Annotated in this window: 11 protein-coding genes and 1 tRNA gene; 7 read left to right on the top strand and 5 right to left on the bottom strand. The window is 72.4% G+C overall.

Going from position 1 to position 12,272, the window contains the following annotated elements; genetic code table 11:
- Both ABZ641_RS14575 and ABZ641_RS14570 read left to right on the top strand, forming a co-directional pair.
- A partial coding sequence (locus ABZ641_RS14575; protein WP_359981874.1) for an STAS domain-containing protein occupies positions 1-315 on the top strand: 315 nt, incomplete at its 5' end.
- 58 nt (positions 316-373) lie between these two features.
- A complete protein-coding gene (locus tag ABZ641_RS14570) occupies positions 374-1,222 on the top strand; it encodes a class II glutamine amidotransferase (protein WP_359981872.1) in 849 nt (282 codons plus the stop codon).
- A gap of 36 nt (positions 1,223-1,258) precedes the next feature.
- On the opposite strand, the gene ABZ641_RS14565 is transcribed toward ABZ641_RS14570, so the two are convergent.
- Positions 1,259-3,280, bottom strand: coding sequence for an NADPH-dependent 2,4-dienoyl-CoA reductase (locus ABZ641_RS14565; protein WP_359981869.1), 2,022 nt, complete (start codon positions 3,278-3,280; stop codon positions 1,259-1,261).
- Between the two features lie 197 nt (positions 3,281-3,477).
- Between ABZ641_RS14565 and ABZ641_RS14560 the strand changes: the two genes are divergently transcribed.
- From ABZ641_RS14560 to ABZ641_RS14550, 3 genes are all read left to right on the top strand, one after another.
- Positions 3,478-4,338: a 3-hydroxybutyryl-CoA dehydrogenase gene (locus tag ABZ641_RS14560; RefSeq protein WP_359981867.1), complete on the top strand. Its 861-nt coding sequence runs from the start codon at positions 3,478-3,480 to the stop codon at positions 4,336-4,338.
- A gap of 50 nt (positions 4,339-4,388) precedes the next feature.
- The gene (locus ABZ641_RS14555) at positions 4,389-5,609 is read left to right on the top strand and encodes an acetyl-CoA C-acetyltransferase (RefSeq protein WP_359981864.1); all 1,221 of its coding nucleotides are present in this window, start codon (positions 4,389-4,391) and stop codon (positions 5,607-5,609) included.
- A 331-nt stretch (positions 5,610-5,940) separates the two neighbouring features.
- Positions 5,941-6,855, top strand: a complete 915-nt coding sequence (locus tag ABZ641_RS14550; RefSeq protein ID WP_344626814.1) for a hypothetical protein — start codon at positions 5,941-5,943, stop codon at positions 6,853-6,855.
- An 80-nt stretch (positions 6,856-6,935) separates the two neighbouring features.
- Here ABZ641_RS14550 and ABZ641_RS14545 read toward each other — a convergent pair whose 3' ends face one another.
- The 4 genes from ABZ641_RS14545 to ABZ641_RS14530 form a co-directional block, all read right to left on the bottom strand.
- Entirely contained in the window at positions 6,936-7,274 is a 339-nt protein-coding gene (locus tag ABZ641_RS14545; RefSeq protein ID WP_344626815.1) for a hypothetical protein, read from the bottom strand.
- Positions 7,275-7,381: 107 nt separating this feature from the next.
- Positions 7,382-8,269, bottom strand: coding sequence for a Bax inhibitor-1/YccA family protein (locus tag ABZ641_RS14540; RefSeq protein WP_359981860.1), 888 nt, complete (start codon positions 8,267-8,269; stop codon positions 7,382-7,384).
- A gap of 159 nt (positions 8,270-8,428) precedes the next feature.
- Positions 8,429-8,513, bottom strand: a tRNA-Leu gene (locus ABZ641_RS14535).
- Positions 8,514-8,596: 83 nt separating this feature from the next.
- Positions 8,597-8,770 carry a hypothetical protein gene (locus ABZ641_RS14530; RefSeq protein WP_344626817.1) on the bottom strand — a complete coding sequence of 58 codons (174 nt, stop codon included), beginning with the start codon at positions 8,768-8,770 and terminating at the stop codon, positions 8,597-8,599.
- A gap of 51 nt (positions 8,771-8,821) precedes the next feature.
- Here ABZ641_RS14530 and ABZ641_RS14525 point away from each other — a divergent pair, with 51 nt between their 5' ends.
- Both ABZ641_RS14525 and ABZ641_RS14520 read left to right on the top strand, forming a co-directional pair.
- A complete protein-coding gene (locus ABZ641_RS14525) occupies positions 8,822-9,595 on the top strand; it encodes an ABC transporter ATP-binding protein (RefSeq protein ID WP_344626818.1) in 774 nt (257 codons plus the stop codon).
- Between the two features lie 50 nt (positions 9,596-9,645).
- Positions 9,646-12,204: an FtsX-like permease family protein gene (locus ABZ641_RS14520; RefSeq protein WP_359981856.1), complete on the top strand. Its 2,559-nt coding sequence runs from the start codon at positions 9,646-9,648 to the stop codon at positions 12,202-12,204.
- Positions 12,205-12,272 lie beyond the last annotated feature (68 nt).

The following is a 12,272-nucleotide window of genomic DNA, read 5'->3' as shown; positions in this document are numbered from 1 at the left end:
GTCACGATCGACCGCGAGACCGCGCCGCGGCTGGCCGACGCGCTGCGGCAGCCGTGGGCCTCGCGCAGTGCGCCGCCGGCCGTCCGGGTCGACCTCGCGGCGGTCGCGTTCTGCGACTCCAGCGGCCTCAACGTGCTGCTGGACGCCGACCGGCAGGCCCGCGACCGGGGCAGCACCCTGCAGCTGGAGAACGTGCCGGACCAGCTGCGCCGGCTGCTGGCGGTGACCGGCACCGACGAGGTCCTCACCCTGCATTCCGGTCCGCCGTCCGGGGGGTCCGTCCGTCCGGCCCCGCCTACCGTGGAAGGCGGGTGACGGGTCCGCGGCCGGTCCGCCCGGCCGCCCGGTGCGCCCGCGAGGGGACGGTGAGGACATGTGCAGATGGCTGGCCTACTCCGGGTCGCCGATCGCGCTGGCGGAGCTGCTCTACAAGCCCCGGCACTCCCTGATCGACCAGAGCCGCCACGCCCGGATGGGCGTCGAGACCACCAACGGCGACGGCTGCGGCGTCGGCTGGTACCCGGACATCGGCGGCGGCACCGACGGTGCCGAGCCCGCGATCTTCCACGCCACCGGACCGGCCTGGAGCGACCGCAACCTGCTCGAACTCTCCCGCTGCGTCCGCTCGCCGCTCTTCCTGGCGCACATCCGGGCCTCCACCGGCACGGCCGTGCAGCAGAGCAACTGCCACCCCTTCCGGTACGGCAGCTGGCTGTGGATGCACAACGGTGCGATCAGCGGTTTCCCGGAGCTCAAGCGCGACCTGGCGCTCACCGTGGACCCGACGCTGTACCCGTTCATCGAGGGGTCCACCGACTCGGAGCTGATGTTCTACGTGGCACTGACCTTCGGGCTGCAGGACGACGCCCCGCGCGCCGTCGAGCGGATGATCGGCACGATCGAGGCGGTCGCGCAGCGCCACGGCGTCCCCGACCCGCTGCAGATGACGGTCGCGGTCTCCGACGGCCACCGGCTGTGGGCCTTCCGCTACTCCACCGAGCGCCACTCCCGCTCGCTCTTCTTCAGCACCGACGTCCGCACCCTGCGCACCCTCCACCCGGAGATCGAGGCGCTGCAGGAGGTGGCGGACGGGACGCGGGTCGTGGTCTCCGAGCCGCTCGGCGACCTGGAGGGCGCCTGGCACGAGGTGCCCGAGTCCTCCTACGGCGTCGTCGAGGACGGGCACGGCGAGCTGCACACGTTCAGCCCGCTCGCGCCCTGACCCCGTTCCCGGCCCTGTCCGCGTCCCCGTCGTCCGTCAGAGCGCCGCGGCGAGGCGGGTGCCCTGGTCGATGGCGCGCTTGGCGTCGAGCTCGGCCGCGACGTCGGCCCCGCCGATCAGGTGCGCCTCGATGCCGAGCGCGCGCAGCTCCTCGTGCAGGTCGCGGCGCGGCTCCTGGCCGGTGCACAGCACCACGGTGTCGACCGGCAGCAGCTGCGGCTCGCCGTCGAGTTCGAAGTGCAGGCCCCGGTCGTCGATCAGCTTGTAGGTGGCGCCGGCGACGGTGGTGACACCGCGGTGCTTGAGCTCGGTGCGGTGGATCCAACCGGTGGTCTTGCCGAGGCCGGCGCCGACCTTGCCGGTCTTGCGCTGCAGCAGGTGGACGCGGCGCGGGGAGGCGCTGCGCACCGGCTCGGCGAGGCCGCCCGGAGTGGTGTGGTCGGTGTCCACGCCCCACTGGGCGAAGAAGACGTCGGCGTTGTGGGCGGCCTGCTCGCCCGGGTCGGTGAGGAACTCGGCGACGTCGAAGCCGATGCCGCCGGCGCCGAGGATCGCGACCCGCTCGCCGACCGGCGCCCCGTCGCGGAGCACGTCCAGGTAGCCGACGACGCTCGGGTGGTCGACGCCCTCGATGTCCGGGACGCGCGGGGTGACGCCGGTGGCGAGGACGACCTCGTCGTAGCCCTCGGCGGCCAGCGCCCCGGCGGTCGCCGTGGTGCCCAGGCGCAGCTCGACCCCGCGGGCGTCCAGCTGGTGGCGGTAGTAGCGGACGGTCTCGTCGAACTCCTGCTTGCCGGGCACCTTGCGGGCGACGTTGAGCTGCCCGCCGACGGTGTCGGCCGCGTCGTAGAGGGTGACGGCGTGGCCGCGTTCGGCGGCGGAGACCGCGAAGGCGAGGCCGGCCGGGCCGGCGCCGACCACGCCGATCCGCTTGCGCAGCTTGGTGGGGGAGAGGACGAGCTCGGTCTCGTGGCAGGCCCGCGGGTTGACCAGGCAGGAGGTGATCTTGAGGCTGAAGGTGTGGTCCAGGCAGGCCTGGTTGCAGCCGATGCAGGTGTTGACGGCCTCGGGGGTGCCGGCGGCGGCCTTGGCGACGAAGTCGGGGTCGGCGAGCAGCGGCCGGGCCATCGAGACCAGGTCGGCGTGGCCGTCGGCGAGGATCTGCTCGGCCAGCTCGGGGGTGTTGATCCGGTTGCTGGTGACCAGCGGGATGCCGACCGAGCCCATCACCTTGCGGGTCACCCAGGTGAAGGCGCCGCGCGGCACCGAGGTGGCGATGGTGGGGATGCGGGCCTCGTGCCAGCCGATGCCGGTGTTGATGATGGTCGCGCCGGCCGCCTCGACCGCCTTGGCGAGCTGCACCACCTCGGCGAGGGTCGAGCCGCCGGGGACGAGGTCGAGCATGGAGAGCCGGTAGACCAGGATGAAGTCCTCGCCGACCCGCTCGCGGACCCGGCGGACGATCTCGACTGGGAAGCGCATCCGGTTCTCGTAGGAGCCGCCCCAGCGGTCGGTGCGGTGGTTGGTGGGGGCGGCGATGAACTCGTTGATCAGGTAGCCCTCGGAGCCCATGATCTCGACGCCGTCGTACCCGGCCGCGCGGGCGAGCTCGGCGCAGCGGGCGAAGTCCTCGATCGTCTGCTCGACCTGCTCGTCGGTGAGCTCGTTCGGGGTGAAGGGGCTGATCGGCGCCTTGAGCGGGCTGGGCGCGACCAGGTCCTGGTGGTAGGCGTACCGGCCGAAGTGCAGGATCTGCATGGCGATCCGGCCGCCGGCGGCGTGCACCGCGTCGGTGACCACCCGGTGCCGGGCGGCCTCCTCCTCGGTGGCCAGCATGGCGCCGCCCTCCCACGGGCGGCCGGCCTCGTTGGGGGCGATGCCGCCGGTGACGATCAGGCCGACGCCGCCGCGGGCGCGCTCCGCGTAGAAGGCGGCCATCCGCTCGAAGCCGTCGGGCGCCTCCTCCAGGCCGACGTGCATCGAGCCCATGACCACCCGGTTGGGCAGCGTGGTGAAGCCCAGGTCGAGCGGGCTCAGCAGGCGGGGGTAGGCGGTCATCCGGGGCCTCCAGGGCGGGGTCGTCGTGCGCCCTTTGTAGACCGCCGGGGGCCACTTGTGCAACTGGGTGCAAAACGTGAGCGCTTTGGCACTGAGTACCTTTACGTGACGGCACCAAGTGCCATACGGTCGCGGGACCGAGCCACCCGCCGGATGCCACCCGGGCAACGGCGCGGCACGATCTCGAGAGGAACGGCATGGGAACAAGTCGGATCGGCGTCGTCGGCTGCGGCCTCATGGGGGCGGGAATCGCGGAGGTCTGCGCCCGCGCGGGCCTCGACGTGCTGATCGCCGAGCACAGCCCCGAGGCCGCCGACCGCGGCCGGCAGCGGATCGCCGCATCGATGCAGCGCGCGGTCACCCGCGGCCGGCTCGACGGAACGGACGCCGAAACCGCCCTCGCGCGGCTCACCTTCACCACCCGCATCGAGGAATTCGCCGACCGGCAGCTGGTCGTCGAGGCCGTGGCCGAGGACGAAGCCCTCAAGACCGAACTCTTCGCCGTACTGGACCGCGTCGTGGAGGCACCGGACGCCGTCCTCGCCTCCAACACCTCCTCCATCCCGATCATGAAGCTCGGCACCGCCACCCGCCGCCCCGAGCGGGTGATCGGCATCCACTTCTTCAACCCCGTACCGGTGCTCCGGCTCGTCGAACTCGTCCCCTCCCTGCTCACCTCGGACGACACGCTCCGGCAGGCCGAACACTTCGCCACCGACCTGCTCGGCAAGACCGTCGTCCGGGCCCGCGACCGCGCCGGCTTCGTGGTGAACGCCCTGCTGATCCCCTACCTGCTGTCGGCCGTCCGGATGATGGAGTCCGGCCTCGCCTCGGCCGACGACATCGACAGCGGCATGGTGCTCGGCTGCGCCCACCCGATGGGCCCGCTGCGCCTGGCCGACCTGGTCGGCCTGGACACCGTCCAGGCCGCCGCCGAGGCGATGTACGAGGAGTTCAAGGAGCCCCTGTACAGCCCGCCGCCACTGCTGCTGCGCATGGTCGACGCCGGCCTGCTCGGCGAGAAGAGCGGCCGCGGCTTCTACGACCACACCGCATGACCCGGCACCGTCCCGTCCCCGTACCCCCGAAACGAAGTGGAGTGGCCCGCATGCCCGAAGCCGTCATCGTCAGCGCCGCCCGTTCGCCGATCGGCCGGGCCTTCAAGGGCTCGCTGAAGGACGTCCGCCCGGACGACCTGACCGCCCAGATCATCGCCGCCGCCCTCGCCAAGGTGCCCGGGCTGGACCCGCGGCAGATCGACGACCTGATGCTCGGCTGCGGCCTGCCCGGCGGCGAGCAGGGCCACAACCTCGGCCGGATCGTCGCCGTCCAGATGGGCATGGACTACCTGCCGGGCACCACGATCACCCGCTACTGCGCCTCCTCGCTGCAGACCACCCGGATGGCACTGCACGCGATCAAGGCCGGCGAGGGCGACATCTTCATCTCCGCCGGCGTCGAGGCCGTCTCCCGGAGCATCAACGGCACCTCCGACGGCATGCCGAACACCCCCAACCCGCTCTTCGACGACGCGCAGGCCCGCACCGCCAAGCGCGCCGCCGAGGGCGGCGGCCACTGGCACGACCCGCGCGAGGACGGCATCCTCCCCGACGCCTACATCGCCATGGGCCAGACCGCCGAGAACCTCGCCGCGCTCAAGGGCATCAGCCGCGCCGAGCAGGACGAGTTCGGCGTCCGCTCGCAGAACCTCGCCGAGCAGGCCATCGCGGCCGGCTTCTGGCAGCGCGAGATCACCCCGATCACCACCCCGGACGGCACCGTCGTCTCCCAGGACGACGGCCCGCGCGCCGGCGTCACCCTGGACGCCGTCTCCGGCCTCAAGCCGGTCTTCCGCCCCGACGGCACCGTCACCGCCGGCAACTGCTGCCCGCTCAACGACGGCGCCGCCGCCCTGGTCATCATGTCCGACACCAAGGCCCGCGAACTCGGCATCACCCCGCTCGCCCGCGTCGTGTCCACCGGCGTCTCCGGTCTGTCGCCCGAGATCATGGGCTACGGCCCGGTCGAGGCCACCCGGCAGGCCCTCGCCCGCGCCGGCATGACCATCGGCGACATCGACCTCGTCGAGATCAACGAGGCCTTCGCCGCCCAGGTCATCCCCTCCTACCGCGACCTCGGCATCGACATCGACCGCCTCAACGTCAACGGCGGCGCCATCGCCATCGGCCACCCCTTCGGCATGACCGGCGCCCGCATCACCACCACCCTGATCAACTCCCTCCAGTGGCACGACAAGCAGTTCGGCCTGGAGACCATGTGCGTCGGCGGCGGCCAGGGCATGGCCATGGTCATCGAACGCCTGAGCTGAGCCACAGCGCGACCACAAGCACCAGCAACTGAGCTGATCACGGGAGACACGCCGCACGAGGGGTGGGGAACCACCCGTTCGGAGTGACACTCCGTAATTGAGGGCCGGATCACACGCGAAACGTGGTCCGGCCCTCGATTTTTCATTTCCGGGCCGTTTCGTCGACGGAGCGGAATGGCTCGACTCCGCTCCGTCGATAGGTAGTACCTAACAATTTGGGGACAAGAGCGGAAGTTCCTCATTAATGGGACATCCACCACTGCAGTAACCGCCCCTCATACGGCAGTGTGGACGTGCAACCCCGTTCCACTCCTCGCAAGGAGTACATTCCGTGAGCGTCGTCTACATCTCTCTGCTGCTGATCCTGATCGTCGTCGCCACTGTCGTGCTGCTCCAGGTCCGGGCACTCTCACGGCGGTTGGAGGAGCGGCAGACCGCACCGGCCGGCACCGCCCTCGACGAGGCGTCGATACGCCGCGCGGTCACCGAGGCACTCGCGGCGGACCGGGAGCGGGAGATCACCGAGGCCCGGGCGTTCTGGGCCGAGCAGGAGGCGCGCGCCGCGGAGGACGCCCCGATGTTCGAGGGCCCGTTCCTGAGCGTCGGCGAGGAATGGCCGCTGTTCTTCCCCCGGCCGACCGGCCCGGAGACCGCGGCGGACAACGGGACGATGGACCCGGGATTCGGCGAGGCGCTGCGCAGCGCGCTCGAGGACATCATCAACGAGGGCGGCCCCGAGGGCGGCGTGCACCCCGGCCACCCCTCGCAGGGCGGCTCCCCCGTGCCGGCCGAGGCCGGCGCTGACGCCCGCGCCCGCCGCGAGGCCGACCTGATCGCGACCGGTCTGGAGGCCGGCCTGCTGGACGCCGAGGCGGAGGCCGAGCCGGCCGTCGCGCCGGACCCGCGCCGCCACCCCTCGCACCCCGACTTCGTGCCGAGCCAGACCCCGTCCCGCGAGTGGACGGACACCCGGCTCGCCGTGCTGGCCGACGAGAAGATCGCCCTCACCGACGTCCGCCCCGGCCCGCTGGGCACGCTGGACGTGTACGCCTTCGCCGACGGCACCACCCTCTGCGTGGCGCCCGGCGACCGCGAGGCGGCCTACCGGCTGATCGACGCCGTCCAGGCCGGCGAGGACGTCCGGCTGCTCGGCGGCTCCCGGTTCTCCGGCTCGTACTCGCTGACCTTCTCCACCGACGACGACGCGGTGTACGTGCTGGCCGACCGGGTGGTCGCGAGCATCTGAACCACCGACGACGGACACCGGCCGAGGGCCGGTCGGGCAGCCCGAGTGCTGCCCGACCGGCCCTCGCCGTTCCCCGTGCCTCAGGCGGTGAGCCGCTCGGTCTCCCGGACGGCGGTCAGCGCGACGGCGACGGCCTCCGGCCGGCCCTGTGCGGCGATCACCAGGTCGTGCCCGGCCACGGCGAGCTGGTCGCCGACCGCGAACGGGCCGGCGTCCGGGACCTCGCGCGGCGGCTCGCCCTCCAGTTCCAGGGCGGCCGCGGCCAGGCCGCGGGCCAGCTCCAGGCCGGCCGCCGCGCGGGACGGGTGGCCGGGCACCGCGGCGAGCAGTCGGCTCTGCGGCATCGAACGGAACCGGTCCGCGAGGCGGTCGACGGCCTCGACCAGGGCGGCGGCGGACAGCGGGGGTGCGTCGGACATGCAGCGAGCGTATCGGGCACGCCCGGCACGTCCGGCCCGGCCCGGACGTGCCGCAGCCCCCGGGGGCGGTGCTCCCGGGGGCTGCGGCGACGTGCAGGGGCGACGGGTCAGTCGTCGCCGCGGAGGATGGCGATCAGGCGCAGCATCTCCAGGTAGATCCAGACCAGCGAGAGGGTGAGGCCGAAGGCGGCGCGCCAGGCCTCGCGCTCGGGGGCGCCGTTCTGGATCGCGTGCTCGATCTCGGCGAAGTCCAGCGAGAGGAAGAACGCGCCGAGGGCGATGCCGATCAGGCCGACCACGATGCCGAGCGGGCCGGAGCGCAGACCGAGGTCGGCGCCGAACATCGAGGCGATCATGTTGACCAGCAGCAGGCCGACGAAGCCCATCGCGATGGCGAGGCCGATCCGGGTGTACTGGGGGGTGACCCGGATCCGGCCGCTCTTGTAGGCGATCAGCATCGCGCCGAAGACCACCGCGGTGCCGAGCACGGCCTGGACGGCGATGCCGGGCCAGATCGTGTTGAAGACCTTGGTGATCGCGCCGAGGAAGAAGCCCTCCAGGGCGGCGTAGGCGAGGATCAGCGGCGGGCTGACGCTGCGCTTGAAGGTGATGACCAGGCCGACCACGAAGGCGGCGAAGGCGGCGCCGGCGGCGAAGGCGTAGCCCTCGTCCGGCAGCGCGAACCAGGCGACGGCGCCGGCGCCGACCAGGGCGAGCAGGGTGAGCGTCGTCCGGGCGACCACGTCGTCCATGGTCATCCGGCCGGTCTGCATCGGGCCCGCGGAGGGGGCCCGGTACATCTCGGCCAGCTGGTCGTCCGTCAGCTGGGCGCCCTCGGGACGCGCGTACGGGTTGGCGCCGTAGGGGTTGGCCGCGTAGGGGTTGTTGGCGTACGGGTCGGCGGCGTGGGGCTGCCGGGTGGCGTCGAACCCCGCGTATCCGGTGTCGCGGGTGAAGGACCCCTCCCGCGAGAAGACCGGGTTGCTGCTTCTCATCTCATTCCCTCCGGGGCGGCACGGCGCTGCCCACCGGACCAGGGTAATGGTTTGGCAAAGGCGTGCGCGTACGCCGCGAGGAGGATCTCCGACGGAGGACCGGGCGGGCCGCGCGGGGGCCGGCGGCGCCGCGTGCCCGGTCGGAGGTGCTGCGGGATGTGGTGCCCGGGGCCGGACTCGAACCGGCACGGCCTCGCGGCCAAGCAGTTTTAAGCTGCCCGTGTCTGCGTTCCACCACCCGGGCGTGAACCGCGCGCCCGTGTGCGGGCTGCCCCCGAGCCTAGTCGCCAAGGTCCCCGTTTCGCATGTTCCGACCACCGGAAGTTGTCATGTTTCCTTGCCATCTGACGAACAGTCCACGATTCGGCCACCGACCGGGCGATATCCGGCCACCTCGCCCTCAGGGTCGGTGTCATACCGCAGGAGGAGAAGGGCGGCCTCCGGATACGCCTGGCGGCGGTCGGCGCAACCGTTCGGCGGATCGACGGATTCCATGATCACGTACGGGAGGATCGTAAGGACGATCCCGCACCCTCCCGACAGGAGTCCCCCGTGACCACGACGACCGCACCCGCCGCCCGCACCGGCCAGGCGGCCGCCCGCGCCACCGGTCTGAGCAAGGTCTACGGGGAGGGCGAGACCCGCGTGGTCGCCCTCGACAGCGTGAGCGTGGCCTTCGGGCAGGGCGAGTTCACCGCGATCATGGGCCCGTCCGGCTCCGGCAAGTCGACCCTGATGCACTGCATGGCCGGCCTGGACACGGTCTCCTCGGGCTCCGCCACGATCGGCGGGACGGAGCTCGTCGGGCTGCGCGACAAGCAGCTGACCAAGCTCCGCCGGGACAAGATCGGCTTCATCTTCCAGGCGTTCAACCTGCTGCCCACGCTGACCGCGCTGGAGAACATCACCCTGCCGATGGACATCGCCGGCACCAAGGCGGACCGGCAGTGGCTGGACCGCGTGGTCGACACCGTCGGCCTCTCCGGCCGGCTCTCGCACCGCCCCTCCCAGCTCTCCGGCGGCCAGCAGCAGCGCGTGGCCTGCGCCCGCGCCCTGGCCTCCAAGCCGGAGATCATCTTCGCCGACGAGCCGACCGGCAACCTCGACTCCCGCTCCGGCGCGGAGATCCTCTCCTTCCTGCGCAACTCGGTGCGCGAGCTCGGCCAGACGGTCGTGATGGTGACGCACGACCCGGTCGCGGCCTCGTACGCCGACCGCGTGGTGTTCCTCGCCGACGGCCGGATCGTCGACGAGCTCACCGCCCCGACCGCCGACTCCGTCCTGGACCGCATGCGCCGCTTCGACGCCAAGGGCCGCACCAGCTGACACGGCGTCCGCCGCCCGCCCGCACCCACACCTCCAGGACACACACAGCCATGTACCGCACCGCACTGCGCAACGTGCTGGCCCACAAGGGCCGACTGCTGATGACGGCGCTCGCCGTCCTGCTGGGCACGGCCTTCGTGGCCGGCACCATGGTCTTCTCCGACACGCTCGGCGAGGCCATGAAGAACAGCCTCTCCAAGAGCTACTCGGACATCTCCGTCCTGGTCACCGACCCGGTGGCGGACTCGCCCTTCCGCGCCAAGGACCGGAGCGGCCCGAACCGGGGCAAGCTGACCGACGACACCGTCGCGAAGATCGCCGCGCTGCCCGGCACCGAGCGCGCCCGCGGCAACGTCAGCGGCTTCGTCGGCGTGGCCGACCGCAAGGGCGACCTGATAGGCCAGGGCTGGAGCTCCCGCGGCAGCAACTACGCCCCGGACGCCTCCGGCAAGGACACCCGCTACCCGATGGCCGAGGGCCGCGGCCCGCAGGCCGAGCAGGAGATCGCGCTCGACCGCCGCACCGCCGAGAAGGGCGGATACCACGTCGGCGACACCGTCCGGATCGCCTCCGACGGCCCGGCCACCGAGCGCACCCTGGTCGGCGTCTTCACCACCGACGACCCGGAGGTGGAGTCGGGCGGCACGCTGACCCTCTTCGACCGGGCCACCGCGCAGAAGCTGCTGCTCGCCCCCGGCCAGTACAGCACCGTCGCGGTCACCGCGAAGCCCGGCACCTCGCAGGACGAGCTGCTGCGGAGCATCACCGCCGTGCTGCCCGGCGAGGGCCAGATGCAGGCCGAGACCGGCCAGGAGCTGACCGACCGCCAGACCCGGATGATCGCCGACGGCACCACCGGCATGAAGACGGCGCTGCTCGCCTTCGCCGGCATCTCGCTCTTCGTCGGCATCTTCATCATCGCCAACACCTTCACCATGCTGGTCGCCCAGCGCACCCGTGAGCTGGCGCTGCTGCGCGCGGTCGGCGCCGGCCGCGGCCAGGTGACCCGCTCGGTGCTGATCGAGGCGCTGCTGATCGGCGTCATCGCCTCGGCGGCCGGCCTCGCCACCGGCATCGGGATCGGCGCGGGCATGCGGGCGCTGCTCGACGCGCTGGACGCGGGCCTGCCGGCCGGCCCCCTGGTGGTCGCGCCCGCGACGGTGGCGGTCTCGCTGGTGGTCGGCGTCGTCGTGACGACGCTCTCCGCGCTGCTGCCCGCCGTCCGTGCCTCGCGGATCGCCCCGGTCGCCGCGATGAGCAGCGGCGACCAGCCCGCCCCGCAGAAGAGCCTGATCGTCCGGAACGTCATCGGCGGTCTGATCGCGGCCGGCGGCCTCGGCCTGGTGGCGCTCGGCGCCGCGTCCGGCGACTCCTCCGGCCGGGTGCCGGTGGCGGCCGGCGCGGGCCTCGCCCTGATCGGCATCTTCATCCTGCTGCCGCTGCTGTCCCGCCCGGTGATCGCGCTGGTCGGCCCGCTGCTGCGGGCCTCCGCGGGCACCGCCGGCCGGCTGGCCCAGCAGAACGCGGTGCGCAACCCGCGCCGCACCGCGGCCACCGCGGCCGCGCTCACCATCGGCCTCGCCCTGGTCAGCTCGCTGACGGTGCTGGGCGCCTCGGTCGGCGACGCCGTCGACCGGTCGGTCACCAGCAGCATGACGGCGGACTACAGCATCAAGACCGCCAACGGCATCTCGCCGGACCCGAAGCTGGCCGCCGCGGTCGCCAAGGTCCCGGGGGTGGCCGCGGTCAGCCCGATGTCGGACGTCTACTGGAAGCTGGGCGGTTCGGAGCGGGCGATCAGCGGCGTCGACGCCGGCGCGGTCGACAAGGTCGTCGCGCTCACCCTGGACAGCGGCTCCGCGGCCTCGCTGAAGGAGGGCCAGGTCCTCGTCCAGGCCGAGACGGCGAAGGGCAACGGCTGGGCGGTCGGCACCGTCCTGCCGGTGGAGTACCCGGACGGCAGCACCGCCCGGGTCACCGTCGGCGGCGTCTTCCGGAAGAACGAGCTGCTCTCCCCGGTCGTGATGGCCAACACCGAGGTCTTCAAGCACAGCGAGGACCCGTACGTCACCCAGATCCTGGTGAAGGCCGCCGACGGCCCGAGCGACGGCCTGCGCAAGGCCATCAAGGACGCCACCGGCAGCAACCCGGTGATCGACGTGAAGACCAAGCAGGACATCCGGGACGAGTTCAGCAAGATCATCACCTTCATGCTGAACCTGATGTACGGCCTGCTGGCGATGTCGGTGCTGGTGGCGGTGCTCGGCGTGGTGAACACGCTGGCGATGTCGGTCTTCGAGCGCAAGCGGGAGATCGGCATGCTGCGGGCGATCGGCCTGGACCGCCGGGGCGTCAAGCGGATGGTCCGCCTGGAGTCCGTGGTGATCTCGATGTTCGGCGCGGTGATCGGCGTCCTGCTCGGCTGCTTCCTGGCCTGGGCGGTCAACGGCACCCTGGAGTCGAGCCTGCCGGGCCTCGCCACCGTCCTCCCCTACGGCAAGCTGCTGCTCTTCCTGGCGCTGGCCGGGCTGGTCGGCATGGTGGCGGCCATCTGGCCGGCCCGCCGGGCCGCCCGCCTGGACATCCTGGGCGCCATCAAGACGGACTGACGCACCGTCCGCAGGGCCCCGGCACCGAGGAGGTGCCGGGGCCCTGCGGCGTTCCCGGGCCTGCGGCG

Source organism: Kitasatospora sp. NPDC007106 (genome assembly GCF_040634455.1).
Lineage (GTDB): Bacteria > Actinomycetota > Actinomycetes > Streptomycetales > Streptomycetaceae > Kitasatospora > Kitasatospora arboriphila.
Note: the sequence above shows the minus strand (reverse complement) of the source record. Positions and strands in the feature narration are given on the sequence as shown.